Genomic DNA, 26,377 nt, shown 5'->3' with positions numbered 1-26,377 from the left:
CTGAAAAGAACGACTTGCTATGTTGATGATTAACTCGTTTGACAACCCGCGTCTTGCACAGGCGTTTGTTGACTATATGGCCACCCAGGGCGTGATACTGGAAATCCAGCGGCATGACACCTGGGATATCTGGCTTGCCGATGAGGCGCAGGCGGAAAGGGTCAAAGCGGAGCTGAGCTATTTTCTCGCGCATCCGGGCGATCCGCGCTATCTCTCCGCGAGCTGGCAGACGGGGCAACTGAACGCCGGTTTGCGCTATCGCTCGTATCCGTTTATGGCGAGCGTGCGCGCCCACGCAGGCCCGCTGACGCTTGGCATGATGGCGCTGTGCGTCGTGGCGTATCTCGCGATGAGCATCATTGGTTCTCCGCAAGTGGCCGTCTGGCTTGCATGGCCGTTCGATCCCTCTCTCAAATTTCAACTCTGGCGCTATGTCAGCCCGCTGCTGTTGCACTTTTCCCTGCTGAGCCTGATCTTCAATCTGCTATGGTGGTGGTATCTTGCCGGTCCGCTGGAGCGTAGCGTCGGCAGCGGTAAACTGCTGACGCTAACGCTGGTGACGGCGCTGGTGGGCGGCGTTATTCAGTATCAAATTGCCGGCCCGTGGTTCGGCGGCCTCGGCGGCGTGGTCTATGCGCTGGTGGGCTATGTCTGGCTGCGCGGGGAACGCGAGCCGGAAAGCGGGCTTTATCTGCCTCGCGGCATTCTGGTGTTTATGCTGCTGTGGCTCGCTATCGGCGGCCTGGGGCTGTTTGGCAACAAGACGGCGAATGCCGATCTGGTGGCGGGGATGCTGATTGGCCTGGCGATGGCCATGACAGATACCCTGCATGCGCGAAAACGAAAATAATACGGCAACACGTCAGGAGAAGGGTGTGAAGCAAACACAACGTCACGATGCCATTATTGAACTGGTAAAAAAACAGGGCTATGTGAGTACCGAAGAGCTAGTGGAGCAGTTTGCCGTCAGCCCGCAAACCATCCGTCGCGACCTCAACGATCTCGCAGAACAAAATATGATCCTGCGCCACCACGGCGGCGCGGCGTTACCGTCAAGCTCGGTCAATACCTCCTGGCATGACCGCAAGGCGACCCAGACGGCGGAAAAAGAGCGTATCGCCTATAAAGTGGCAAGCCAGATCCCCAACGGCGCAACGCTGTTTATCGATATCGGCACCACGCCGGAAGCGGTGGCGCACGCGCTGTTGAATCATGAGAATCTGCGCATCGTGACCAATAACCTGAACGTGGCGAATACGCTGATGGTGAAGGACGATTTCCGTATCATTCTGGCGGGCGGCGAGCTGCGCAGCCGCGACGGCGGGATTATCGGCGAGGCGACGCTCGATTTTATCTCTCAGTTCAGGCTCGATTTCGGCATTCTGGGTATCAGCGGCATCGACAGCGACGGCTCGCTGCTGGAGTTCGATTATCACGAAGTGCGCACCAAGCGCGCGATTATCGAGAACTCGCGCCACGTGATGCTGGTGGTGGATCACTCCAAGTTTGGCCGCAACGCGATGGTGAATTTAGGCAGTATCAGCCTTGTGGACGCGGTTTATACCGACACCATGCCGCCCGCCGGCGTGATGCAGGTGATTAACGCCAATAAGGTGCAGTTAGAGTTGTGTTGAGGCCTTTGCGGTGAGGTGGGGTTTGCGGCGTGGTTGTTGGTAGAATGGCGGGTGCGCCTCGCTTACCCGCCCTACGATTCAGTTCATCGTAATATTATGTAGGGTGGGTAAGCGAAGCGCACCCACCGCGTACCCGCATTAATCGCCCTTATCAATGCCGCTTTTAAACCCCATACCCCATCATCTTCAACAACTGCTGGGCGTGCTGAACGGCGTCCTGACGGTGCGCCACGCCAAGCTTCTGATACAAATTGCGGATATGCGTTTTAATCGTGGTCGCCGCCACATCAAGCTCACCGGCAATCTGATCGTTGCTGTAACCGGAGTAGATAAGCCCCAGCACCTGCCATTCGCGTTGGGTCAGCGGGCTGGTGCGGATCAACTCCGGCACTTCCGGGTGATTCAGCAGCTTATTGACGAAGTTCTCGTCAAAATGCGCGAACTTGTGGCGATGATGCTGGTTAATGTCGCGCAGAATGCGCTGCGCGCGATGCTGTTCAATCTCTGGCAGCGTATTGAGCTGCAACAGCTGACGCAACTGCTGCGCCATTGCTTCGCCTTCAATCACGAAATGGCTGATAAACCCGGTGCGGTTGGCCAGCGTTAACGCTTCCATCAGCACGCGCTGGGCGTCGCTTTTCCGCCCGGCGTTCCAGTAAAGCTGATTCAGCAACAGCAGGTTGCGGTTGATATCGCTCATCAGCCGCAGGCTGCGGGCGTTTTCGTTGAGCTCTTCCAGCACCATCTCCGCGGGCTCGTAATCGCCAAGCAGGATCTGCACGCGGGCGATATTGCGCCACTGGCTTTGCAGGAAATGGTTATTGGCGAAGGCCGGTTTAGGCGTCTGGCGCAGCCAGGCCGCGGCGGCGGCTTTGTCGCCGGTCATCTGCCAGTAGATCACCCGCACTTTGTCGGCATTAGAAACCCAGTCGCTGTGGTAATGGCCGTTACCGAGCAGATTTTCGAGACGATTCAGATGGCTGCGGGCGTTGTCGAGATCGCCGCGCGCCAGCGAGCACTGCACCAGCAGCGCCAGGCACTGCAACTGCTGCTGCGGCTGGTAGTTCGCCAGCACAGTCATTCCGGTGCGCGCGCAGGCTTCCGCTTCATCCAGCCGCGCCCAGGCCCACAGCAGCTGCGCGCGAATACGCAGCAGGAACTCATGCAGCGGCAGCTGTTCGAGATGCTGCTCCTGGATAAGCGTAAAGGCTTTTTCCTGCGTCTCCCAGGCCGCCTGCAAAAAGCCCTGGGCGAAGAGAATTTCGCTCTGCTGGATAAGGCTCCAGAGTGCGTAGTGCCAGACATCGTGACGGCGCGCCATCAGTTCGGTCTGCTGCATCACCGACAGCGATTTCGTTAAATCGCCTTTGCAGTGCAGCACTTCGCCGTGGACGGATGTCGCCACGATGCGGCTGTAGAAATTCGCCAGCGGCAGCGTCTCCAGCGCGACCATCGCCAGCCGCTCGGCCTCGTCCGGGTCGCCGTCGTTAATCGCCACCTGCGCGCGCAGGGCGTTGAATTCGCCATGCAGCGTGTCGTCCATTTCGCCTTTCATCTCCTGCTCGGCGCGCGCCAGCAGGGTGTTGACTTCGCTGTAGCGGTGCTGGCTTTGCATCAGCCAGGCCTGCAACAGCACGAGGCGCGGATTGGCCAGCAGGCTTTCCCAGGGCAGGGCTTTTAAAGACTGTTCCAGCAGAGTGAGTTCACTGTGGTTGAACAGCCCCCAGGCGTGATTAAGCAGGATGTCGCGCAGCATACTGGCGTCGCCCGCCGCGAGCGCGTGGTGAATCGCCTCGCTCGGGAACCCCTGCGCCATCCAGCTCTCCGCCGCGGCGCGGTGGATATCCGGCAGCTCGGTCGACAGCTCCCACTGGCAGCGCTGACGCAGAAAACTACCGAACAGCGGGTGATAGCTGAACCATTCACCGGAATCATCCATCCGTTGCAAAAACAGCCCCTGGCGTTCGATCTCTTCCAGCCGCATCTGGCCGTTTTCTTCGCCGGTCACGCGCACGATCAGCGCGTCGTTCATTGAGCGCAGCAGGGCGCTTTTCAGTAAAAACTGTCGGGTGTCGTTATCGACGTTATTCAGCACTTCGTCGACCAGGTAATCGGACAGGTGGCTGGCGTTAATGCCTGCCAGCCGGCGCGCCGACTGATGCACCGCGCCGGTATTCTGACGTGCCGAAAGCGCAATGAGTTGCAGCGCGGTGGCCCAGCCTGCGACGTCGTCGCAAAGACGGTTGCTTTGCGCCGGTTCGATGGGCTGGCTCAGGCGGCAGTCGAAAAACTGGCGCGCTTCCTGGTGCGTAAAGGCGAGCTGCTGGCTACCGATTTCGAGCAACTGCTCGCGCACGCGCAGGTTAGCGATACCCAGTTGCGGCAGGTTGCGCGAAAGCACCACCAGCGTCAGATGATCGGGCTGATGGCGCAGGAAGAAGCGCATCGCCTCATGAATAACCGGATTGGTGATGAGATGGTAATCATCAATCACCAGAAAGAGCGGGCGCGGCCAGTCCGCCAGTTCGATGAAAAGCTGCGCAAAAAGGGAAGAGAGGCTCGCGTACTGGCGTTTCTGGGCCATCACTTCGCTGCTGGCACAGTGGCCACCGGTCGCCTGCTGAATAGCGGCGATAAGGTAGCTGGCGAAGCGCTCCGGTTGGTTATCGCCTTCGTCAAGCGAATACCAGCCCAGCTCCGTCTTACCTGCGGCCCACTGGGAAATCAACGTCGTTTTTCCGTAGCCGGCGGGGCTGGTGATTAGCGCCAGCCGGTAGTTGCTAGCGCCGGATAATTTAGCCAGCAGACGTTCACGAACCACAGTGTGTTCAAGACGAACCGGGCGACTTAACTTAGACGGTATCAACATAGGATCACTTCACTGTGCAGGAGGCAAAGAGATGACGATTTTTTTTGAGCTTCGTAATTAATACTAAATTAAGGTCGGACAGAATCAGCATGAATGCAAGTTATGTCCTTTTTTGGGCACGTTAAAGTTGCACTCTGTCACATTTCCATTTTTTCTGTGAATATTTCACCCCCGTTCGCCTGCAAAGGCCGTTGGCTCTGGCTTTGCGTTAAGGCGTGGATGAGTTTTATTTCGTCACTGGCACAGTAAACCTTGCAAACCTGCCATATTTTCAGTGGGTTTTGTGCGCAGAATCACCGTAAAAATGCGCCGGAAGGGAGCTGAAGCGTTATTTTTAGTGAGAATTCGTTTCCGCTGTAACAGCGCTTCCGCTTTCGCATGCTCTCAAGGGGAATATGTCGAGTGAAGCGGTACGTTTTGCAGATGTTCCCGCAGGTTTTACCGCTTTTTGTGGGGGTTTTAGTGCCGTAGATCACAGTTTTTGCTACTCCCCGTTTCTCCTCCCTAGCTAATCCTGCGCAGGAGGAGGAATTCACTCAGGGGGCGGGGCAAACTAGCGAAAATTCTCCTTATTTTTGCTACAGGACTCCGATTTACTATGTCACAGCCCACCTTTAATCCGACCGAATTCGAGGCTGCGCTGACCCGTCAGTGGCAGCGTTTTGGTTTACACAGCGCCAAAGAAATGACGCAGCGCCAGTGGTGGCAGGCGGTCAGCGGCGCGCTCTCAGACATGCTCGTGGCGATCCCGGCGCATCAGCCGCAGGCGAAACAGCGCCACGTGAACTACATCTCGATGGAATTCCTGATTGGCCGTCTGACCGGCAACAACCTGCTCAATCTCGGCTGGCACGATGAGGTGAGCCGCATTCTGGAAAGCCACAATATCCATCTGGGCGATCTGCTGGAGCAGGAAACGGACCCCGCGCTCGGCAACGGCGGTCTGGGGCGTCTGGCGGCTTGCTTCCTGGATTCGATGGCGACCGTAGGACAATCCGCGACCGGGTATGGCCTGAACTACCAGTACGGCCTGTTCCGCCAGTCTTTTGAAGACGGCAAGCAGATGGAAGCGCCGGACGACTGGCACCGCCGCAGCTATCCGTGGTTTACCCATAACGAGGCGCTGGATGTGCAGGTCGGCATCGGCGGTAAAGTGGTCAAAGAGGGAAAAACCGCGCGCTGGGTGCCAGGGTTCATCATCACCGGCGAAGCGTGGGATCTGCCGGTGGTGGGCTACCGTAACAGCGTGGCGCAGCCGCTGCGTCTGTGGCAGGCGACGCACGCCCATCCGTTTGATTTGACCAAATTTAACGACGGCGATTTCCTGCGTGCCGAGCAGCAGGGCATCGACGCGGAAAAACTGACTAAAGTTCTCTACCCGAACGACAACCATCAGGCGGGTAAAAAGCTGCGCCTGATGCAGCAATATTTCCAGTGCGCCTGTTCCGTTGCGGATATTCTGCGCCGTCATCATCTGGCGGGCCGCAAGCTGGCCGAGCTGCCGGATCACGAAGTCATCCAGCTCAACGACACGCACCCGACCATCGCCATCCCGGAACTGCTGCGCGTGCTGATCGACGAGTATCAGCTGAGCTGGGACGACGCCTGGGCGATCACCAGCCGCACCTTCGCCTACACCAACCACACTCTAATGCCGGAAGCGCTGGAGTGCTGGGACGAGCGTCTGATCCGCACGCTACTGCCGCGTCATATGCAGATAATCAAAGAGATCAACACGCGCTTTAAAAAGCAGGTAACCAAAACCTGGCCTGGCGACGAGGCGGTCTGGGCGAAACTCGCAGTAGTACACAACGGCCAGGTGCGCATGGCGAACCTCTGCGTGGTGAGCGGCTTTGCGGTGAACGGCGTGGCAGCGCTGCACTCCGATCTGGTCGTCAAAGATCTGTTCCCGGAATATCACCAGCTCTGGCCGAATAAATTCCACAACGTGACCAACGGCATTACGCCGCGCCGCTGGATCAAACAGTGCAACCCGGCGCTGGCGGCACTTATCGACAAAACGCTGAAAAAAGAGTGGGTAAACGATCTCGACGCGCTGGCTGGCCTTGAGAAATATGCCGACGACGCGGCATTCCGCAAAGCTTACCGCACCATCAAGCAGGAAAATAAACAGCGTCTGGCGGCGTATATTCACGCCCGCACCGGCATTGAAATCAACCCGAACGCGCTGTTTGACGTGCAGATCAAACGCCTGCACGAGTACAAACGCCAGCATCTCAACCTGCTACACATCCTGGCGCTGTATAAAGAAATTCGCGAAAACCCGAACGCGAACCGCGTGCCGCGCGTCTTCCTGTTCGGCGCAAAAGCCGCGCCGGGTTACTACCTCGCGAAGAATATCATCTACGCTATCAACAAAGTCGCGCAGGCGGTGAATAACGATCCGCAGGTCGGCGATAAGCTGAAAGTGGTCTTCCTGCCGGATTACAACGTCTCGGTCGCCGAGATGATGATCCCGGCAGCGGATATCTCTGAGCAGATCTCGACTGCCGGCAAAGAGGCATCCGGCACCGGCAACATGAAGCTTGCGCTCAACGGCGCGCTTACCGTTGGCACGCTGGATGGCGCGAACGTCGAGATTGCCGAGCAGGTGGGTGAAGAGAATATCTTTATCTTCGGTCACACGGTTGAAGAAGTGAAAGCGCTGAAAGCCAAAGGGTATGACCCGGTGAAATGGCGCAAGAAAGACAAACTGCTGGATGAAGTGCTCAAAGAGCTGGAAAAAGGCGTCTACGCAAACGGCGACAAACACGCTTTCGATCAGATGCTGCATAGCCTCGGGAAACAGGGCGGCGACCCGTACCTGGTGATGGCGGACTTCGCGGCCTATGTTGAAGCCCAGAAGCAGGTGGATGTGCTCTACCGCGACCAGGAAGCCTGGACTCGTGCGGCAATCCTCAACACCGCGCGCTGCGGCATGTTCAGCTCTGACCGCTCCATCCGCGATTATCAGCAACGTATCTGGCAGGCAAAACGCTAAAAGGAGCCGCCATGGAAAGCAAACGCCTTGACTCCTCCGCCCTTGCGGCGGGGATTAGCCCTAACTACATCAATGCGCACGGCAAACCGCAGGCGATTGGCGCTGAGACCAAACGGCGTTTGCTGGAAGCGATGAACCCGGAGGCCGCGCCGAAAGCGGCCGATAAATCGCCGCTGCCGCCGGTAAAAGTGGTGGCAAAGAGCCGCCGTATGCAGTTAACGCCGCAGGGCCGCGGCGATTACCACTGGCTGCTCACCAGCGAAACCGGCGAGCAGTTTAGCGGCAACGCGCGCGGCGGCGAGGCGCTGACGCTGCCGGCGAAGCTTGACGAGGGGTATCACACGCTGACGCTCACGCGTGACGACAGCCGCTGGCACTGTCGGCTTATCGTCGCGCCGAAGCGCTGCTATGAGCCGCAGGCGCTGCGTGAGGGTAAAAAACTCTGGGGCGCGTGCGTCCAGCTTTATACGCTGCGCTCGCAAAATAACTGGGGCATCGGGGATTTCGGCGATCTGCAAGCGATGCTGAATGAAGTGGGCCCGCGCGGCGGCGCGTTTATCGGTTTAAACCCGATTCACGCGCTCTATCCGGCGAACCCGGAGAGCGCGAGCCCGTACAGTCCCTCTTCTCGCCGCTGGCTTAACGTCATTTACATCGACGTGAACGCGGTGGAGGATTTCCGGCGCAGCGATGAGGCGCAGGCGTGGTGGAAGCTTAAGTCCACGCAGCAGGCGCTGAAAGCGGCCCGGGAGTCGCAGTGGGTCGATTACTCGACCGTGACCATGCTCAAGCTCACCGCGCTGAAAATGGCCTGGGCGCGCTTCTCCACGCGTGGCCCGGATGATGACGATGTGGTGGCGTTTCGCGATTTCGTGGCGCGCGCGGGCGAAAGCCTCTACTGGCAGGCTGCGTTCGACGCCATCCACGCCTGGCAGGCGCAGGAAGATCCGATGCGCTGGGGCTGGCCCGCCTGGCCGAAAGCGTATCAGAACACCAGCAGCCCGGAAGTGCAGGCGTTTTGTAAAAACCGCGCTGATGAGGTCGATTTTTACCTCTGGCTGCAATGGCTCGCGTATGAGCAGTTTGCCCGCTGCTGGCAGACCAGTCAGTCGCACGGTATGCCGATCGGGCTGTATCGCGATCTGGCGGTCGGCGTGGCGGAAGGCGGCGCGGAAACCTGGTGCGACCGTGAGCTGTACTGTCTGAAAGCATCGGTTGGCGCGCCGCCGGATATTCTGGGGCCGCTCGGTCAGAACTGGGGCCTGCCGCCGATGGATCCGCACGTGATGCAGGCGCGCGCTTACGAGCCGTTTATCGAACTGCTGCGCGCCAACATGACGAATTGCGGCGCACTGCGCATCGACCATGTGATGTCGCTGCTGCGTCTGTGGTGGATCCCCTATGGCGAAACGGCGGATAAAGGCGCTTATGTGCAGTATCCGGTCGACGATCTTCTGGCGATCCTCGCACTCGAAAGCCAGCGCCACCGCTGCATGGTGATCGGCGAAGATCTCGGTACGGTTCCGGCGGAAATCGTCGGCAAGCTACGCGACAGCGGCGTCTATTCGTACAAAGTGCTCTACTTTGAAAACGAAGGCGGCAGCCGCTTCCGCGCGCCGAAGCGCTGGACGTCGCAGGCGATGGCGGTCGCGACCACTCACGATCTGCCGACGCTGCGCGGCTACTGGGAAAGCGGCGATTTAACGCTTGGGAAAACGCTCGGGCTTTATCCCGACGAAGAGGTGTTAAAGGGACTGTACGCCGATCGCGAGCGGGCCAAACAGGGGCTGCTGGAGAGCCTGCACCAGCATGGCTGCCTGCCGAAACGCGCAGGGCATCACGCCGCGCGCATGAAAATGGGCGCCACGCTTAACCGCGCGCTCCAGCGCTATATCGCCGACAGCAACAGCGCGCTGCTCGGTCTGCAGCCGGAAGACTGGCTGGATATGGCGCAGCCGGTCAACGTGCCGGGCACCAGCGACCAGTATAAAAACTGGCGGCGCAAGCTCACCGTCGGGCTGGAAGCGATGTTTGCTGATGACACCGTGAACCGGTTGATTAAAGATCTGGATAAACGTCGCCGCGCCGCGTCGGCGGGTAAGCCAGCAAAACGTAAGTAATCGCTCGCCCCTGCGTCGCATACACCGCGCAGGGGCGACTATTTTTCACAGATGCAATAAAAAGCTTGCGTTGTGTGAGCCATCATGCGTTAATGCACTCCTCGGTTTGCGAGACAGACCCGTCGAAAAGCAGTTTAGTAAAGCAGTTCTCATTTCAAGTGTTATCCCAAGATATCCCTTCTTTTTGAGTCTCCTCCATAAGCGCTAAGTAAATTCTGTTATGCAGGCCACGCAACGCCGTAAGGCTCAATGATTTTTTAAGGTGATAACATGTCTGACAAAATGACTGGTTTAGTAAAATGGTTTAACGCGGAAAAAGGTTTCGGCTTCATCACTCCGGACAACGGCAGCAAGGACGTTTTCGTTCACTTCTCCGCTATCCAGAACAACGGCTTCAAAACCCTGGAAGAAGGCCAGAAGGTCTCTTTCTCCGTTGAAAGCGGCGCGAAAGGCCCGGCAGCTGCGAACGTAACTGCCATCTAATCGCTCGCTCTGCGCGGTTTCCGACAGCGATGACGGGTCAGCCCTGAGCAGTGAAATCGACGCAAAAAAACCCGCCTTGTGCGGGTTTTTTTATTCCGAGGATACGCGAAAAAAAAGCCCGCTGAAAGCGGGCTTTTTTAATGGCGGGCGATAGCGCTTAGTAGTAAGAGTGCTCGCCGCGCTGGTGTTCGGTGAGATCGCGCACGCCTTTGAGTTCCGGGAACTCGTTCAGCAGTTGCTTCTCGATACCTTCTTTCAGGGTCACGTCCACCATAGAACAGCCGTTACAGCCGCCGCCGAATTGCAAAATGGCGTAGCCTTCGTCGGTGATTTCCATCAGCGTGACACGACCGCCGTGGCCTGCCAGCTGCGGGTTAATCTGCGACTGCAGCATATACTCCACGCGCTCCATCAGCGGTGCGTCATCCGCCACTTTACGCATTTTCGCGTTAGGCGCTTTCAGCGTGAGCTGCGAGCCCAGCTGGTCGGTCACAAAATCGATTTCCGCATCTTCCAGATACGGCGCGCTCAGTTCGTCGACATACGCGGTGAGCAGGTCGAATTTCAATGCGGTATCCGTAGCTTCCACGGCGTCGGGCGGGCAGTAGGACACGCCGCATTCAGCATTCGGGGTGCCTGGATTGATAACGAATACGCGGATCTGCGTCCCTTCTTCCTGGCTTGCCAGTAGCTTGGCAAAGTGTGCCTGGGCGGCATCGGAAATACGGATCATAGCAATGGCCTAATAGTTGACTATTTTAGTTGGTTATAATACGCCCATCATCGAGGCTCTACAAGGTTCGACACAGGCACCATACCTGGACAGTCGCCGCGCCGTTGCGCTTAAGCAGGCGCGCGATTTGGGCAACAGTACTCCCTGTTGTGACGACATCATCCACAATAACGATATGGAGACCCGCCACCGGTAATTCAACCCGGAAGGCGTTTTTCAGGTTGCTGCGCCGCTGGCGGGCGCTGAGCTGCCGTTGGGGCGGAGCCGCTTTGATTCGCGCTACCACGCCCGGCGCGTAGCGTATCCCAAGCCAGCGTGACAGCGCCCTGGCGATAAGTGCGCTTTGGTTAAAACCACGCCGCCAGGCGCGTGTGCGGTGTAGCGGCACGCTGATGATAAGATCCGCTTTGGGAAGGGCGTCTGCGCGTTTCGCCGCCAGGATTTTTAACAGCAACAAACGGGCGAGTGCCGGCGCAAGCGCGGTACGTCCCTGAAATTTCAACTGATGCACCAGCCCGCTTACCGGCGGCGCGTAATCGCTCGCGGCGAGCAGCCGTTGCCAGACGGGGGGCTTTTGCAGGCAGCGGCCGCATGGTTGCGTCTCAAGCGCGGCAGGCATGCCGCACTGTGGGCACACCGCCACCTGCCGCCGCCGCTGGCAGCGCGAACAAATTCCCCATCCCGGCACGCGCAGCGGCATCCGGCATAGCCAACACATCCCCGGTATTGTTAGCATGACGACCTCCTTGTACATCAATCATGAGAAGAGTAACGGATGAACGACATCTGGTGGCAGACCACGGGCGAAGGAAATTGTCATCTTGTGCTGCTGCACGGGTGGGGGCTGAATGCCGAAGTGTGGCGTTGCATTTCGCAGGAATTAAGCTCGCACTTTACGCTGCACCTGGTGGATCTGCCGGGTTACGGGCGCAGCCAGGGCTATGGCGCGCTGACGCTCGACGAGATGGCGCGCCTGGTGGCGAGCCGCGCGCCCGAACGGGCCATCTGGCTCGGCTGGAGCCTCGGCGGGCTGGTGGCAAGCCAGGTCGCGCTCAATGAACCATCGCGGGTTGACGCGCTGGTGACGGTCGCTTCATCGCCCTGTTTTCAGGCGGGCAACGACTGGCCCGGCATCAAGCCGGAAGTCTTAAGCGGTTTTCAGCGTCAGCTGAGTGAGGATTTTCAGCGTACGGTCGAGCGTTTTCTCGCGCTGCAAACGCTCGGCACCGAGACGGCACGCCAGGACGCGCGCGTGCTGAAATCCATCGTACTGGCGCAGCCGATGCCTGGTGCTGACGTATTAAACGGCGGGCTGGAGATCCTGAAAACCGCCGATCTGCGCGAGGCGCTCACCGCCTGGCAGGGGCCGTTTTTACGCCTTTACGGGCGTCTCGACGGGCTGGTGCCGCGCAAGGTCGCAGCGCTGCTTGATGCACGTTTTCCTGACAGCGAATCGCAGGTATTTGAGAAAGCGGCTCATGCGCCGTTCATCTCTCACCCGCGCGAATTCTGCGATGCGCTGCTGGCGCTGAAGGCTCGCCTGGCAAACCGGTAAAAGCGCGCCATACTTTAGATGTCATTGTTATCGGGCGTTTTTATCCCGCCCTTCACATCATCTGAGCAGGGAGTCATTCATATGAAATTACGCACCGGTATGCTGTTGTCTGTGGTTGTGGGGTCGCTCTCTTTTGGCGCGATGGCGGCGGAAGAGCTGCAAAAAGATAAAGTCAAAGAGATGAATCTCACCAAAATCGGCACTATCGTCTCTGACAAAGGCACCGCGCCGATGGATGCGAAAGCCGAACTGGTTAAGAAAGCCGATGAAATGGGTGGCAAATATTATGTCATCACCAGCGGCGAGAAAACCGGCAAAGACATTCACGCCACGGCGGACGTGTATAAATAACGCGTTTATCAATAAAAAGGGCGGGCATCAGGCCCGCCCTGTCTGTTAGCGCAATTGCCACACCTCTTTACGGCACGCCTTGCCTTCCGGGCAGTGGCGACAGCTACCGCTCAGGCAGCCCGACAGCCACTCCTCCTGACGTTCCGCTTTTCCCATCGCTTCCAGGCGACTGAGCATCGCGTTGACCAGCGGCAGCGGCGTCGCGAGCTGTTCGCTGATACGCTGCGCGTCCATTCTTCCCGAGAGCGCCAGCAGATCGCGCACTTCGATTAGCGTTGCCATCAGTGGCACTCTCCGGCGGTGGTTTCGCAGCAGCGCGCCTCGCGGCGTGGCGCCAGCAGGCTGACATCGACCCGGCTACGCGCCCGGCGCAGCGCGGTCAGCAGCGCGATGTTAAACAACACCACCGCCAGCATCGCCGTCAGGCTAAAGAGCGGATGCGCCTGGAAAGTCGCGCCCTGGTAGAACAGGGTCGCCAGCGAATACGCGATATTCAGCCCCCAGAGAATCGAAAAGCCCATCCAGCCGCGGCTCGATTCACGAGCGATAGCGCCCATCACCGAAATGCAGGGGATATAGAGCAGCACGAAGATCAGATAACTATAAGCGGCGGCTTCGCTACCAAATTTCGCACTCATCACGCCCATCGCGCCCGTTGCCATTTCGCCGTCGCCTTTGCTTGCCTCAATCGGGTTCGCCAGCACGCTCAGGCTAAAGGTATCTTTCAGGCTCTGCCAGGTTTCCGCCAGCGCGGCGGTCAGTTCGTCCTTCAGACTGAAACTGGCCGCGTCAAATGGCGCTTCATGAATATTCTCGGCGGTATAAAGCGTGTTCAGCGTGCCGACGACCACTTCTTTCGCCATCGCGCCAGTGAATAACCCAACGGTGGCCTGCCAGTTATCTTCATGAACGCCGATCGGCGTTAAAAGCGGCGTCAGTACACGGCTGACGGAAGCCAGCGCGGAGTCGTTAATGTTGTCCACGGCCTTGCCACTGAACGAAAAGCTATTCAGCGCGCCAATGAACACACTGACAATGACGATGACTTTCCCCGCGCGCAGTACAAAGCCTTTCAGACGCTGCCAGGTTTGCAGCAGCAGGCTTTTCAGGTGCGGCACGTGGTATACAGGCAGCTCCATCACGAACGGCGTGGCTTCGCCTCGCATGATCGTATATTTCAGCATCAGGCCGGTCAGGATGGCCATCACAATGCCGAGCAGATAGAGCGAGAAGACCACCAGCGCGCCCTGCTGACCAAAAAAGGCAGCGGCAAACACGGCGAAAATCGCCAGACGCGCGCCGCAGGACATAAACGGCGCCATCATAATCGTCATCAGCCGTTCGCGCGGCGCATCCAGCGTACGGGCACCCATTACCGACGGCACGTTGCAGCCAAAGCCGACGATCAGCGGAACGAACGATTTACCCGGCAGGCCCAGCGCCTGCATCAGGCGATCCATCACAAACGCCGCGCGGGCCATATAACCCGAATCTTCAAGAAATGACAGAAACAGGTACATCATGCCTATCTGCGGCACAAGCGGCAGCACGGTATTTATACCGCCACCAATCCCCTGGGCCAGGAACAGCGTCAGCCAGGCGGGAAAATGCAACGTATAGCCGACCCATTGCAGCCCGTGAATGAACACGGCTACAGAACCCGCGTCGAAAATTGGCTGCAACGCGCCGCCGATGTTAATGGCGAGCAGAAACATCAGATACATCACGCCAAGAAAAATGGGCAGGCCCAGAAAGCGGTTGAGAATGATGTTATCCAGCGCGGCCGTGAGGCGGTGCGGTTCGGCGGTAAGGCTGTTGCTGACCGCATCGCAAATCGTCGAAATGCTCTGGTAGCGGGCGTCAACGATGTGCAGCGCCGGGTCGTTCAGCTCGCTTTCAAGCTGTGCCTGGATTTGCGGAAGCCGTGCCGCGGCATCGCCCGCGATGCCGCGGCTGTAAATATCGCCTTCAAGCATTTGCAGGGCGAGCCAGCGGCGCTGCTGGAGGGTGAGTTCGTGAGGCATCGCCGCCGCCAGCGTTTCGGCCGCGTCAACGAGCGGGGCGGGGTAATGCACACGCTCGATAGTCTCGTTGCGCGTGTGGCGATCAATCGTGAGCTTCAGGCTGTCTATCCCGCGTGCGCGGGTGGAGACCAGCGGCACCACCGGGCAGCCGAGGCGTTTCGCCAGCGCGTCGATATCAATGCGAATATTTTGCTTTTCAGCGATATCGAGCATGTTGAGCGCGACCACGCACGGGATGCCGAGCTCCAGCAGTTGCAGCGTCAGGTAGAGGTTGCGCTCAAGGTTGGAGGCGTCCACCACGTTTATCAGCATGTCCGCCTCGCCGCTAAGGATGTAGTGGCAGGCGATCTGTTCATCGAGCGAGGTTTGTGAGGAGATGGTGGTCAGAGAGTAGGTGCCAGGCAAGTCGACCAGCGTTACCTGATGATCGGTCGTCGCGAAGCTGCCTTCCTTGCGTTCGACCGTCACGCCGGCCCAGTTGCCCACGCGCTGCCGCGCACCGGTGAGCTGGTTAAATAGCGTGGTTTTGCCGGAATTGGGATTGCCGATTAAGCCGATGGTTAATTTTTTCATTTGCGTTAACTCAACACAGAAATAGTTCAGCGGGCTGCTTCAACCTGCAAAAGCGCCAGATCTTTTTTTCGCAGTACCAGGCTTACGCGTCGGGTTTCGATATGAATCGGGTCACCCAGCGGAGCCACGCGTTTTACCTCAAATGATGAGCCCGGCAGCATGCCGAGTGACAATAGTTTCTGGCGATAGGCCGGGCTGATTTCCCGGGCGAAACCCGTAATTTTCCAGCTGCTATTAGGTGTGAATTGCATAGGACCTGCTTATTCCGAATGCGCTCAGCGGCGGTGAACAGTGGCGATACAACGGCCGGGAGCCGATTATTGCGCGGGAAGGCGTTGTTTATCTGCTTAAGATGGTAATGAGAATGGTTTTTATCTTCAATAGAATATTGCAGCGCGGCGAGACTTTCTGAAGTTTATTTGTTCTGGCGCAAAAAATGCGGCATGGGGTATTTGCAATAAAAGTTTTCAATTTATTTATGCTTTATTTTTCATTTAATTAAATTTAAACGTACATACAATTTATTCCTCTGCGCGTTCGGCAGGTTATTTATTAGTGCCTGTTGTTATTAAAATGAAAAATGTAACCGCGCACATGTTGGCGTTTATTTCCGGATGTGAGGCTTTTTAAGGCGGCGAGGTGTTTTACCTGTCGAAGAAAGGCGGGTGCGCTGCGCTTACCCACCCTACAAATACGCAAACTGCCCTTTATGAATTGGCGGGTGCGCTGCGCTTACCCACCCTACAAATACGCAAACTGCCTTTTATGATGTGGTGGGTGCGCTGCGCTTACCCACCCTACAAATACGCAAACTGCCCGTTATGATGTGGCGGGTGCGCTGCGCTGCGTTTACCCACCCTACGGAACCAAAAAGCCTGCCGAAACGTAGGGCGGGTAAGCGCAGCGCACCCGCCAATGGCACCCTCCAAAAATAATAAAAAAGGCCAGTTTCCCGACCTTTCTTGTTCCATAACTGCGGATTACCGCTTTTTACCGAACGCGGCGGCGAGCGCGTCGCTCATCGCGCTGTTGCCGCCTGCGTTGCTGTCGCGCGCCGGTTTACGGTTATTCTGGGCCGGACGCTTTTGCGTCTCGCGGTTATTACCGCCGCCGCGCCGCGCGTTGCCTTCGCCGGGTTGCTCGTCAAGACGCATGGTTAGCGCGATACGCTTACGCGGCAAATCGACTTCCAGCACTTTCACCTTTACGATATCGCCCGCTTTCACCACGGTGTGCGGATCCTCGACGAATTTGTCGGAGAGCGACGAGATATGCACCAGACCATCCTGATGCACGCCGATATCCACAAACGCGCCGAAATTGGTCACGTTGGTCACCGCGCCTTCCAGCACCATGCCTGGCTGCAGATCGTTCATCGTCTCCACGCCTTCGGCGAACTGAGCGGTTTTAAATTCCGGACGCGGGTCGCGGCCGGGTTTTTCCAGTTCTTTGATAATGTCGGTCACGGTCGGCACGCCGAAACGCTCGTCGGTAAAATCTACCGCCTTCACGTTACGCAACGCGCTGCTGTTGCCCATCAGATCGCGCAGCGACTGCTCCGTCGCCGCCAGAATGCGCTCCACCACCGGATAGGCTTCCGGGTGAACCGTTGAGGCGTCGAGTGGGTTATCGCCGTGGTTAATACGCAGGAAGCCCGCGCACTGCTCAAATGCTTTCGGCCCCAGACGGCTGACTTTCAGCAACTGCTGGCGGTTGCGGAACTGACCGTTCTCATCGCGCCAGGCCACAATATTCTGCGCCATCATGCGCGTCAGGCCCGCCACGCGGGTCAGCAGCGGCACCGACGCGGTGTTGAGATCGACGCCCACAGCGTTCACGCAGTCTTCCACTACCGCATCGAGTTTGCGCGCCAACTGGCTCTGGCTAACGTCATGCTGATACTGGCCCACGCCGATAGATTTCGGGTCGATTTTCACCAGTTCTGCCAGCGGATCCTGCAGACGACGCGCGATAGAGACCGCGCCGCGCAGCGATACATCGAGATCCGGGAACTCCTGCGCCGCCAGCTCAGAGGCGGAATACACCGACGCACCCGCTTCGCTGACAATCACTTTCTGCGCCGTCACTTTCGGGAACTGCTTCTGCACGTCGAGGAAGAAACGCTCGGTTTCGCGCGAGGCGGTGCCGTTGCCGATAGCGACCAGCTCCACATTGTGCTTCTCGCACAGCGCGGCGATGACGACCGCCGCTTTTGCCGCCTGGCCGGTGTGCGGATAGACGGTATCGGTCGCGACCAGTTTGCCGGTGGCGTCAACCACCGCCACTTTAACGCCGGTACGCAGGCCCGGATCGAGGCCCATTGTGGCGCGCAGCCCTGCAGGCGCGGCCATCAGCAGGTCATGCAGGTTACGGGCGAACACGTTAATCGCCTCGTCTTCGGCGCGCTCGCGCAGCGTGCTCATCAGCTCGGTTTCCAGATGCATCAGCACTTTGATGCGCCAGGTCCAGCTCACCACGCCTTTACGCCAGCTGTCGGCCGGGGCGTTATTCAGGCGCAGCCCTAAATGATCGGTAATAATCTGTTCGCAGTAGCTTTCGCGCGGCGGCTCGTCGAATTGCGGGTCAGCGTTCAGCGAAAGCTGCAATACCCCCTCGTTGCGTCCGCGGAACATTGCCAGCGCGCGGTGCGACGGCACCGAGGCGATCGGTTCGTGATGGGCGAAGTAGTCGCGGAATTTCGCGCCTTCTTCCTCTTTGCCTGGCACCACGGTGGACACCAGATGCGCGTTTTTCCACAGGTAGTCGCGCACTTTGGCGAGCAGCGCCGCGTCTTCGGCAAAGCGCTCCATCAGGATATAACGCGCGCCGTCGAGCGCGGCTTTGGTGTCGGCCACGCCGTTATCGGCGTTAATAAATTTTGCGGCTTCCGCTTCCGGGTCGTGAGACGGCTCGTTCCACAACAGGTCAGCGAGCGGCTCAAGGCCCGCTTCAATCGCTATCTGCCCGCGGGTACGGCGCTTCGGTTTGTAAGGCAGGTAGAGATCTTCAAGCTCGGTTTTGCTCTGGGTGCCGGTAATGGCCGCCTGAAGTTCATCGGTCAGTTTGCCCTGATCGGCAATCGATTTGAGGATAGCCGCACGGCGCTCTTCGAGTTCGCGCAGATAACCCAGACGCGTCTCCAGCTGGCGCAACTGGGTGTCGTCCAGACCGCCGGTGACCTCCTTACGATAGCGTGCGATAAACGGCACGGTGTTCCCTTCATCAAGCAGGCGAATGGCAGCGTCTACCTGTTCAGCCCTGGCCTGAAGCTCACTGGCGATAATACGACTGAGCGAATCATTCATCATGGCAATATCATCTGTTATGTACAAAAAGTCAGGGCACAGTTATACGGACTGAAAGGTAAAAATGCCAGCCGTAGCCGCGCCCGCGGCGGGTTTCGGAGCTATCCGCAAAGGGCTTACTTCACATACTCAATGGCGTTTACATACCAGGTGGCTTCGCCGCCCGGCGTCTGGACGGTCGCCACGTCGCCTTCCTCTTTTTTGAGCAGCGCGCGGGCCATGGGGGAATCGATAGAGATGTAATCTTTGCGCCCGAAAATCTCGTCATAGCCGACGATACGAAAACGCTTCACGTCGCCGTCGTCATTTTCCACCTCAACCCAGGCGCCGAAAAAGACTTTGCCTTCTTGCTGCGGCGAATAATCGACGATTTTCAGGTTCTCAAGGCATTTGGTGAGATACCGCACGCGGCGGTCGATTTCGCGCAGGCGCTTTTTGTTGTACTGGTAATCGGCGTTTTCACTGCGATCGCCAAGGCTTGCCGCCCAGGTCACTTTTTTGGTGACTTCAGGCCGCTCCTCGCGCCACAGATAATCGAGCTCTTTTTTCAGTTTTTCGTAGCCTTCGCGGGTTATTAACGGCGTTTTCATCGGCTGGCCTTCGCTGAGAATTTTAACGTCCGTACCTTAGCGGGCGCGCTGGCGAATGTGAAGCGCCTGGCGCGCGAAAACGCGCTTGTCCCACATGCCAGAAACAACCCGGCCAGCATACGAAATGCGCCAGTTCGTTTATGATGAAAGCTGAGGTTGGCAGCGTCGTCATATCGCCCCCTGGAGATACGTCGGTTTTGTGATGAAAAGTGAAGATAAGCTGCTGTTAAATATGCTTTGTAACAATTTCGACTACAATATATACCAGATTTAACTCACCGGCTGACGCACACTTTTTTAGAATGGCGTTACAACTGTTTGAGCCTTTGGGAGTAAACACAATGCAGGAAAATTACAAGATTCTGGTGGTGGATGACGATATGCGCCTGCGCGCGCTGCTTGAGCGTTACCTCACCGAGCAGGGCTTCCAGGTGCGCAGCGTGGCAAACGCCGAACAGATGGACCGCCTGCTGACCCGCGAGTCCTTCCACCTGATGGTGCTTGATCTGATGCTTCCTGGTGAAGACGGGCTTTCTATCTGCCGCCGCCTGCGCAGCCAGAGCAACCCGATGCCTATCATCATGGTCACCGCGAAAGGCGAAGAGGTCGATCGTATCGTGGGGCTGGAGATTGGTGCCGACGACTATATTCCTAAACCGTTCAACCCGCGTGAACTGCTGGCCCGTATCCGCGCGGTTCTGCGCCGTCAGGCCAACGAACTGCCGGGCGCGCCGTCGCAGGAAGAAGCGATTATCGCCTTCGGGAAATTTAAGCTTAATCTCGGTACCCGCGAGATGTTCCGCGAAGATGAGCCGATGCCGCTTACCAGCGGTGAATTCGCCGTCCTGAAAGCGCTGGTCAGCCACCCGCGCGAGCCGTTGTCGCGCGATAAGCTGATGAACCTGGCGCGCGGGCGTGAATACTCCGCGATGGAACGCTCCATCGACGTGCAGATCTCCCGTCTGCGCCGCATGGTGGAAGAAGATCCGGCGCATCCGCGCTATATCCAGACCGTCTGGGGCCTGGGCTACGTCTTTGTGCCGGACGGCGCTAAAGCATGAGGAAACTGCGCTTCTCGCCTCGCAGTTCTTTTGCCCGCACGCTGCTTCTTATCGTCACCCTGCTGTTCGCAAGCCTGGTGACGACATACCTGGTGGTGCTTAACTTCGCCATCCTGCCGAGCCTCCAGCAGTTTAATAAAGTCCTGGCCTACGAAGTGCGTATGCTGATGACCGATAAACTGCAGCTGGAGGACGGGACGCAACTGGTGGTGCCGCCGGCGTTTCGTCGGGAGATCTACCGCGAGCTGGGGATTTCGCTTTACGCCAACGAGGCGGCGGAAGAGGCGGGTTTGCGCTGGGCGCAGCATTATGAGTTCTTGAGCCAGCAGATGGCGCAGCAGCTTGGCGGCCCGACGGAAGTGCGCGTCGAGGTCAATAAAAGCTCGCCGGTGGTGTGGCTGAAAACCTGGCTGTCGCCCAACATCTGGGTGCGCGTGCCGCTCACCGAAATCCATCAAGGCGATTTCTCGCCGCTGTTTCGCTATACGCTCGCGATTATGCTGCTGGCGATTGGCGGCGCCTGGCTGTTTATCCGCATTCAGAACCGGCCGTTGGTGGAGCTGGAGCACGCCGCGCTGCAGGTCGGTAAAGGCATTATTCCGCCGCCGCTGCGCGAATATGGCGCTTCCGAAGTGCGTTCGGTGACGCGCGCGTTTAACCATATGGCGGCAGGTGTGAAGCAACTGGCGGATGACCGCACGCTGCTGATGGCGGGCGTCAGTCACGATTTACGCACGCCGCTGACGCGAATTCGCCTCGCCACCGAAATGATGAGCGAAGGCGACGGCTATCTGGCGGAATCTATCAATAAAGATATCGAAGAGTGCAACGACATCATCGAGCAGTTTATTGACTACCTGCGCACCGGGCAGGAGATGCCGCTGGAAACCGCCGATCTTAACGCGGTGCTGGGCGAGGTGATCGCCTCGGAAAGCGGCTATGAGCGTGAGATAGAAACAGCGCTGCAAAGCGGCGAGATCCCGCTGCGCATTCATCCGCTCTCCATCAAGCGCGCCGTGGCGAATATGGTGGTCAACGCCGCGCGCTACGGTAACGGCTGGATCAAAGTGAGTAGCGGCACAGAACTCAACCGCGCCTGGTTTCAGGTGGAAGATGACGGGCCGGGCATTGAGCCTGCCCAGCTCAAGCACCTGCTGCAGCCGTTTGTGCGCGGCGACAGCGCCCGCAGCACCAGCGGTACCGGGCTGGGGCTCGCGATTGTGCAGCGTATTATCGACAATCACCATGGCCTGCTGGATATCGGCAAGAGCGAGCGCGGTGGGTTACGCATTCGCGCCTGGCTGCCGGTGCCGGTAGGCACGACGGTGGTTAAAAACAGCTAATTTTCTACTCTTCACATCATAAAAAAACGGCTCCTTTACGGAGCCGTTTTTACATTTAACCCGTTAGCGCTGTGGGCCTGCGCTCACCAGCGCGGCGCCGGCAGGCGTGTCGGTGTATTTCTCAAAGTTGCTGATAAAGAGCTGCGCCAGCTGCTGCGATTTTTCCTGCCACTGTTCCGGCGAGGCGTAGGTATTGCGTGGGTCGAGAATGCGCTCATCGACGCCCGGCAGGCTGGTCGGAATCGCCAGATTAAACAGCGGCAGCGTAAAGGTTTCCGCGTCGTCCAGCGAACCATTGAGGATGGCGTCGATAATCGCGCGGGTGTCCTTAATGGAGATGCGTTTGCCGGTGCCGTTCCAGCCGGTATTGACCAGATACGCCTGCGCGCCCGCCGCCTGCATACGTTTTACCAGCACTTCGGAGTACTGCGTCGGGTGAAGCATCAGGAACGCCGCGCCGAAACAGGCCGAGAAGGTCGGGGTCGGCTCGGTCACGCCGCGCTCGGTGCCCGCCAGTTTCGCCGTAAAGCCGGAGAGAAAGTGATACTGCGTCTGGCTGGCCGTCAGGCGCGATACCGGCGGCAGAACGCCGAACGCATCGGCGGTCAGGAAGATAACTTTCGTCGCGTGGCCCGCTTTCGACACCGGCTTCACGATGTTATCGATGTGGTAAATCGGGTAGGAGACGCGGGTGTTTTCGGTTTTAGAGGCATCGTCAAAATCAATGCTACCGTCGTCACGCACGGTGACGTTTTCCAGCAGCGCGTCGCGGCGAATGGCGTGATAGATATCCGGTTCGGCTTCTTCAGAGAGGCGAATGGTTTTGGCATAGCAGCCGCCTTCGAAGTTAAACACGCCGTCATCGTCCCAGCCGTGTTCGTCATCGCCAATAAGGCGGCGTTTCGGATCGGTGGAAAGCGTCGTTTTGCCGGTGCCGGAGAGGCCAAAGAATACCGCTACATCGCCTTTTTCACCGACGTTCGCCGAGCAGTGCATCGAGGCGATGCCTTTCAGCGGCAGCAGGTAGTTCATAATCGAGAACATGCCTTTTTTCATCTCGCCGCCGTACCAGGTGCCGCCAATCAGCTGCATCCGTTCGGTCAGGTTAAAGGCTACAAAGTTCTCGGAATTCAGCCCCTGCGCCTGCCAGTCCGGGTTCGTGCATTTCGCGCCGTTCATTACGATGAAATCCGGCTCGAAGCCTTCCAGTTCATCCTCGGACGGGCGAATAAACATGTTTTTAACGAAATGCGCCTGCCAGGCCACTTCGGTAATAAAACGCACCGACAGGCGGCTGTCCGGGTTAGCGCCGCAAAAGGCGTCGATGATGAAAAGACGTTTACCGGAGAGCTGCTGCGTCACCAGGCCTTTCAGATGCTGCCAGGTTTCCGGCGTCAGCGGTTTGTTGTCGTTTTTGCCTTTGCCGTTATCGGACCACCACAGCGTATCGCGCGTGGTGTCGTCGCGAACGATGTATTTATCCTTCGGCGAACGGCCGGTAAAAATGCCCGTGTCGACGGCGACCGCACCCAGATCCGTCAGTACCCCGCGCTCGTAACCCTCAAGCGACGGGTCGAGCTCTTCGCGATAAAGGGTGTCGTAATCGGGGTTATAAACCACCTCCTGGACGTCGTTAATACCGTAAGCCTTGAGATCCTGCGGGGTTATGCCTGTAACTCGCATTTCACTGCTCCTTAGCCAATTTATACTATCTGAAAGTGTAGGGTCATTCCGGGGACGTTAACCGCGACAGGCTTCATAGATTTACGTTACTGATGGGTTGCCAGGCGCGCCATAGTGGAAAATTCTGTGAGACCGGTCACGACGGGTCTCAGAGTATGGCAACATTTTATCTGTGTACGCGTTAATTGTTCCGAATATGTTATAAAAGCCACCCGCCAAACCCGCACTTTGTGACTGTAAGCGCTTTCCTGAAGAAAATTATCTTTTCTGTGAAAACCAAAACCGGCGGGGGATCGCACAGGATAAACAGACTTTTGCGGATACGCGTCCGGCTCTGGCCTGCGAAACGCGTCTTTTCCCACTTCACGCTCACTTCACGCAAAGGCGTTATCTTCACCGCGTGAATGCGTTTTTAAAGGATTATCGTCATGTCTGAACTTCATCCCCTGGCACCCGCGACGCGCTGGGGCATCGTGATTATTGCCGCGCTCTGCGGCCTGCTGATGTTTTTAACCGGTCCGCACAGCCTGATAGCGATGAGCCAGGGATCGGCGCTGGTGCTGCACTCGCTGGCCATCACACTCTGCGCGAGTGTGGCGCTGGCGGCGACTCGCCTGCGCGCGCTGCGTTTCTGGTGGATGACGGGCGCGCTGCTGGTGCTGGTAGGCGTGATGTCGGGCTGGATGCGCTGGTCTGTTTCGGGCGTTGATGAGCTGGACGCGGGTGAAATGATCGCCACCTGGTATTTCCACCTGGCGGCCACGCTCTTTATGGCGCTCCCCTGGCTGCAGCGTGACAGTACGTCCGGCGCGCCTGTTTCACGCCGCCTGGCGCTGTGGAATAACGGCGTCGCGCTGCTGATGGCGCTGGCGCTCGCCGGTGTGTTCTGGGGCGTGCTGCTGCTGTGGGCGAAACTCTTTAACGCGGTGGATATCCGCTTCTTTGACATTCTGTTTTTCGACACGCCGCTCTTTGTTTATGTCATGGCGACGGTTTCCGGCGCGGTATGCTTGCTGCTGTGCCGCAGCCAGACGCGCATCACCGAGGCGCTGATGCGTTTTCTGACGCTGGCGGCATCCGGCCTGCTGACGCTCGCCGCGCTTATCGCGCTGCTGTTTCTCGCGACGCTGCCGTTTGTTGGCCTGAGCGGCCTTGCGGCGCGCACCTCCTGTAACGCGCTGCTGAATACGCTGGCGCTGGTCTTGCTCGCGCTTTCCGGGCTGGCCTGCGCGCCGTCGCCGCATAAAGCGCTGCGTCTGCTGAACAGCACCGGCGTTGTCGTCACACCGCTTTTCTCGGCGCTCGCCGGGTGGTCGCTGTGGCTGCGCGTACAGCAATATGGCTGGACGCCGTGGCGCGTTTACGCGGCGCTTATCACGGCGACGGTGCTGTGCTGGGCGGTGTGCGCCACGCTGCAGGCGATTAGCCGTATGAAGGGCAATGAACCGGCAGGCGATCGCGGCGGCCGTGTTGTCATGCTCTTCTCGCTCGCACTGCTGGTTTTAAGCCATACGCCAGTGCTCGACCCGTGGCGCATCAGCGTGGAGAGCCAGATGGCGCGTTATGAGAGCGGGGCGCAAAAGGCCGACCTGATGAGCCTCTATATGCTGCAACACGCCGGACGCCGCGGCCAGGCGGCACTGAATGAACTTCGCCATAACCCGGCTTTTATGGCCGATAAAGAGAATCGTCAGGCGCTGCGCGATCTGCTGGACAGCGACTCGACGGTGGCCGATGACGACCTGCGCGACGCCATTACGCTTGCCGCAGGGGCGCAGGCACCTGCAGAGAGCTGGTGGCAGTGGGTCAGCAAAGAAGACACCTACAGCGTGCGCGGCTGTTTATATGAGAAGGGCAGTTGCGTTGTGGCGGCGCTCGATTTGAACCATGACGGGCAAAATGAAGTGCTGCTGTGCAGTAGCGACACGCGAAGCTGTAGCGTCACGATGCGCGAGAACGGCCAGTGGCGGCAGGCGGGCTGGAGCCAGGAGATTCCCGGCAGTCTGACGCGCGAAAAATTCGACAAGGCGCTGCGCGAAAATCAGATCAAAGGAAAAGAGAAAACCTGGCAGGATGTGGAAATTGGCGGGGTGAGGATCCCGATAAACTATCAGTAAGCGTAAAAAAAGCGCTTCCCGCAAGGCGGCGGGAAGCGTCAGCAGGCTTTAGTGTACCTGCGGATCGGCCGGGGAGGCGTTTTTACGGATCCCGGCGATATCCATCGCGTCGAACACATAGTGGGTGCCGCAGTAGTCGCAGTGCATATCCACTTCGCCGTCTTCTTCCAGAATCTGCGCGACTTCTTCATCCGGCAGCGTGCGCAGCGCATCGGCGCAGCGCTCGCGCGAGCAGGTGCATTTGAACTCCACCGCCTGCGGATCGTAAACGGTCACTTCTTCTTCGTGGTAGAGACGCCACAGCACATCGTTGGCGGGCAGCGTGAACAGCTCGTCCGCCTTGATGGTTTCGGTCAGCGTCGCCAGATGGTTGAAATCATCCGTCTGGGCGTCCTGCGCTGGCAGCACCTGCAACAGCATGCCGCCAGCGGCAGGCTGGCCCTGCGCTTCACCGGTGCGGATAAACAGACGGGTCGGCAGCTGTTCGGAGCGCATGAAGTAATCTTCCAGACACGCGGCCAGCGTATCGCCTTCCAGACCGACGACACCCTGATAGCGCTCGCCTTCTTCCGGCGTAATGGTGATGACCAGATAGCCATTGCCCACCAGCGTTTTCAGGTCGGCGTCCGCCGGGACATCGCCCTGCACGCGCGCGACGCCGCGCATCTGCTGGCGGTTGTTGCCGTTAATGACGGCAAGCGTCATCGGGCCGTCGCCCTGCAACTGAACGGTGATATCGCCCGCGAATTTCAGCGTCGCGGTCAGCAGGCTGGTGGCGACCAGCAGCTCGCCGAGCAGGGTTTTAACCGGCATCGGATAGTCATGGTTTTCAAGGATCTGTTTCCAGGTTTCTGAAACCGTCACCAGTTCGCCGCGCACGGCATAATTTTCAAAAAGATAGCGGTGTAGTTGGTCGTGTTGAGCCATTATTCTCT

The 26,377-nt window shown here is 58.3% G+C and carries 20 protein-coding genes; 10 read left to right on the top strand and 10 right to left on the bottom strand.

Translation table 11 applies throughout. The features are described from left to right. Positions 1–19: 19 nt before the first annotated feature. Positions 20–850 (top strand): rhomboid family intramembrane serine protease GlpG, encoded by an 831-nt coding sequence (gene glpG, locus ACUW6V_RS11295; RefSeq protein WP_007899829.1) that lies wholly within the window; start codon positions 20–22, stop codon positions 848–850. A gap of 25 nt (positions 851–875) precedes the next feature. Further along, the gene (locus ACUW6V_RS11290; protein WP_007702726.1) at positions 876–1,634 is read left to right on the top strand and encodes a DeoR/GlpR family transcriptional regulator; all 759 of its coding nucleotides are present in this window, start codon (positions 876–878) and stop codon (positions 1,632–1,634) included. Between the two features lie 163 nt (positions 1,635–1,797). On the opposite strand, the gene malT is transcribed toward ACUW6V_RS11290, so the two are convergent. Further along, positions 1,798–4,503 carry an HTH-type transcriptional regulator MalT gene (gene malT, locus ACUW6V_RS11285; protein WP_015387168.1) on the bottom strand — a complete coding sequence of 902 codons (2,706 nt, stop codon included), beginning with the start codon at positions 4,501–4,503 and terminating at the stop codon, positions 1,798–1,800. A 598-nt stretch (positions 4,504–5,101) separates the two neighbouring features. Between malT and malP the strand changes: the two genes are divergently transcribed. The 3 genes from malP (at position 5,102) to cspE (ending at position 10,107) form a co-directional block, all read left to right on the top strand. After that, entirely contained in the window at positions 5,102–7,504 is a 2,403-nt protein-coding gene (gene malP, locus ACUW6V_RS11280; RefSeq protein ID WP_454038361.1) for a maltodextrin phosphorylase, read from the top strand. 11 nt (positions 7,505–7,515) lie between these two features. Further along, a complete protein-coding gene (malQ, locus tag ACUW6V_RS11275; protein WP_063265768.1) occupies positions 7,516–9,624 on the top strand; it encodes a 4-alpha-glucanotransferase in 2,109 nt (702 codons plus the stop codon). A 270-nt stretch (positions 9,625–9,894) separates the two neighbouring features. After that, positions 9,895–10,107, top strand: a complete 213-nt coding sequence (gene cspE / locus ACUW6V_RS11270; RefSeq protein WP_004386389.1) for a transcription antiterminator/RNA stability regulator CspE — start codon at positions 9,895–9,897, stop codon at positions 10,105–10,107. Positions 10,108–10,264: 157 nt separating this feature from the next. On the opposite strand, the gene nfuA is transcribed toward cspE, so the two are convergent. Then, the gene (gene nfuA, locus ACUW6V_RS11265) at positions 10,265–10,840 is read right to left on the bottom strand and encodes a Fe-S biogenesis protein NfuA (protein WP_004386390.1); all 576 of its coding nucleotides are present in this window, start codon (positions 10,838–10,840) and stop codon (positions 10,265–10,267) included. Between the two features lie 58 nt (positions 10,841–10,898). Further along, a complete protein-coding gene (gene gntX, locus ACUW6V_RS11260) occupies positions 10,899–11,576 on the bottom strand; it encodes a DNA utilization protein GntX (protein WP_085660815.1) in 678 nt (225 codons plus the stop codon). A gap of 39 nt (positions 11,577–11,615) precedes the next feature. Here gntX and bioH point away from each other — a divergent pair, with 39 nt between their 5' ends. After that, positions 11,616–12,395: a pimeloyl-ACP methyl ester esterase BioH gene (bioH, locus tag ACUW6V_RS11255; RefSeq protein WP_105547339.1), complete on the top strand. Its 780-nt coding sequence runs from the start codon at positions 11,616–11,618 to the stop codon at positions 12,393–12,395. A gap of 81 nt (positions 12,396–12,476) precedes the next feature. Continuing rightward, the gene (locus ACUW6V_RS11250) at positions 12,477–12,746 is read left to right on the top strand and encodes a YdgH/BhsA/McbA-like domain containing protein (RefSeq protein WP_032971976.1); all 270 of its coding nucleotides are present in this window, start codon (positions 12,477–12,479) and stop codon (positions 12,744–12,746) included. Between the two features lie 45 nt (positions 12,747–12,791). On the opposite strand, the gene feoC is transcribed toward ACUW6V_RS11250, so the two are convergent. From feoC to greB, 5 genes are all read right to left on the bottom strand, one after another. Beyond that, positions 12,792–13,028 (bottom strand): [Fe-S]-dependent transcriptional repressor FeoC, encoded by a 237-nt coding sequence (gene feoC / locus ACUW6V_RS11245; protein ID WP_004386393.1) that lies wholly within the window; start codon positions 13,026–13,028, stop codon positions 12,792–12,794. Next, positions 13,028–15,343, bottom strand: a complete 2,316-nt coding sequence (gene feoB / locus ACUW6V_RS11240; protein WP_097649661.1) for a Fe(2+) transporter permease subunit FeoB — start codon at positions 15,341–15,343, stop codon at positions 13,028–13,030. The genes feoC and feoB overlap by 1 nt, the downstream gene beginning before the upstream one ends. A gap of 26 nt (positions 15,344–15,369) precedes the next feature. Beyond that, positions 15,370–15,594: a ferrous iron transporter A gene (gene feoA / locus ACUW6V_RS11235; protein WP_004386395.1), complete on the bottom strand. Its 225-nt coding sequence runs from the start codon at positions 15,592–15,594 to the stop codon at positions 15,370–15,372. Between the two features lie 729 nt (positions 15,595–16,323). Further along, complete coding sequence (locus tag ACUW6V_RS11230) at positions 16,324–18,651, bottom strand: Tex family protein (protein ID WP_454038360.1); 2,328 nt, start codon at positions 18,649–18,651, stop codon at positions 16,324–16,326. A 113-nt stretch (positions 18,652–18,764) separates the two neighbouring features. Further along, a complete protein-coding gene (gene greB / locus ACUW6V_RS11225) occupies positions 18,765–19,238 on the bottom strand; it encodes a transcription elongation factor GreB (protein ID WP_004385524.1) in 474 nt (157 codons plus the stop codon). A gap of 341 nt (positions 19,239–19,579) precedes the next feature. On the opposite strand from greB, the gene ompR reads away from it, so the two are divergent. Beyond that, positions 19,580–20,299: an osmolarity response regulator transcription factor OmpR gene (ompR, locus tag ACUW6V_RS11220; RefSeq protein WP_004385525.1), complete on the top strand. Its 720-nt coding sequence runs from the start codon at positions 19,580–19,582 to the stop codon at positions 20,297–20,299. Then, complete coding sequence (gene envZ, locus ACUW6V_RS11215) at positions 20,296–21,642, top strand: two-component system sensor histidine kinase EnvZ (protein WP_004385526.1); 1,347 nt, start codon at positions 20,296–20,298, stop codon at positions 21,640–21,642. Before ompR ends, envZ begins: the two co-directional genes overlap by 4 nt. Before the next feature lie 63 nt (positions 21,643–21,705). On the opposite strand, the gene pckA is transcribed toward envZ, so the two are convergent. Next, positions 21,706–23,325, bottom strand: a complete 1,620-nt coding sequence (gene pckA / locus ACUW6V_RS11210) for a phosphoenolpyruvate carboxykinase (ATP) (protein ID WP_454038359.1) — start codon at positions 23,323–23,325, stop codon at positions 21,706–21,708. A 428-nt stretch (positions 23,326–23,753) separates the two neighbouring features. Here pckA and ACUW6V_RS11205 point away from each other — a divergent pair, with 428 nt between their 5' ends. Then, the gene (locus ACUW6V_RS11205; RefSeq protein ID WP_041460671.1) at positions 23,754–25,442 is read left to right on the top strand and encodes a DUF4153 domain-containing protein; all 1,689 of its coding nucleotides are present in this window, start codon (positions 23,754–23,756) and stop codon (positions 25,440–25,442) included. A gap of 48 nt (positions 25,443–25,490) precedes the next feature. On the opposite strand, the gene hslO is transcribed toward ACUW6V_RS11205, so the two are convergent. Further along, the gene (hslO, locus tag ACUW6V_RS11200; RefSeq protein WP_007778775.1) at positions 25,491–26,369 is read right to left on the bottom strand and encodes an Hsp33 family molecular chaperone HslO; all 879 of its coding nucleotides are present in this window, start codon (positions 26,367–26,369) and stop codon (positions 25,491–25,493) included. Positions 26,370–26,377: the final 8 nt, after the last annotated feature.

The organism is Cronobacter sp. 153480017-3 (assembly GCF_053627815.1).
This window is presented reverse-complemented; position numbering and strand designations above follow the sequence as displayed.

Coding starts and splice junctions, on each gene's coding strand:
- pckA (WP_454038359.1), bottom strand. CDS start 23,325: ATGCGAGTTACAGGCATAACCCCGCAGGATCTCAAGGCTTACGGTATT.
- ACUW6V_RS11250 (WP_032971976.1), top strand. CDS start 12,477: ATGAAATTACGCACCGGTATGCTGTTGTCTGTGGTTGTGGGGTCGCTC.
- ompR (WP_004385525.1), top strand. CDS start 19,580: ATGCAGGAAAATTACAAGATTCTGGTGGTGGATGACGATATGCGCCTG.
- feoB (WP_097649661.1), bottom strand. CDS start 15,343: ATGAAAAAATTAACCATCGGCTTAATCGGCAATCCCAATTCCGGCAAA.
- ACUW6V_RS11205 (WP_041460671.1), top strand. CDS start 23,754: ATGTCTGAACTTCATCCCCTGGCACCCGCGACGCGCTGGGGCATCGTG.
- nfuA (WP_004386390.1), bottom strand. CDS start 10,840: ATGATCCGTATTTCCGATGCCGCCCAGGCACACTTTGCCAAGCTACTG.
- glpG (WP_007899829.1), top strand. CDS start 20: ATGTTGATGATTAACTCGTTTGACAACCCGCGTCTTGCACAGGCGTTT.
- cspE (WP_004386389.1), top strand. CDS start 9,895: ATGTCTGACAAAATGACTGGTTTAGTAAAATGGTTTAACGCGGAAAAA.
- malT (WP_015387168.1), bottom strand. CDS start 4,503: ATGTTGATACCGTCTAAGTTAAGTCGCCCGGTTCGTCTTGAACACACT.
- gntX (WP_085660815.1), bottom strand. CDS start 11,576: ATGCTAACAATACCGGGGATGTGTTGGCTATGCCGGATGCCGCTGCGC.
- feoA (WP_004386395.1), bottom strand. CDS start 15,594: ATGCAATTCACACCTAATAGCAGCTGGAAAATTACGGGTTTCGCCCGG.
- bioH (WP_105547339.1), top strand. CDS start 11,616: ATGAACGACATCTGGTGGCAGACCACGGGCGAAGGAAATTGTCATCTT.
- hslO (WP_007778775.1), bottom strand. CDS start 26,369: ATGGCTCAACACGACCAACTACACCGCTATCTTTTTGAAAATTATGCC.
- malP (WP_454038361.1), top strand. CDS start 5,102: ATGTCACAGCCCACCTTTAATCCGACCGAATTCGAGGCTGCGCTGACC.
- ACUW6V_RS11230 (WP_454038360.1), bottom strand. CDS start 18,651: ATGATGAATGATTCGCTCAGTCGTATTATCGCCAGTGAGCTTCAGGCC.
- feoC (WP_004386393.1), bottom strand. CDS start 13,028: ATGGCAACGCTAATCGAAGTGCGCGATCTGCTGGCGCTCTCGGGAAGA.
- greB (WP_004385524.1), bottom strand. CDS start 19,238: ATGAAAACGCCGTTAATAACCCGCGAAGGCTACGAAAAACTGAAAAAA.
- envZ (WP_004385526.1), top strand. CDS start 20,296: ATGAGGAAACTGCGCTTCTCGCCTCGCAGTTCTTTTGCCCGCACGCTG.
- malQ (WP_063265768.1), top strand. CDS start 7,516: ATGGAAAGCAAACGCCTTGACTCCTCCGCCCTTGCGGCGGGGATTAGC.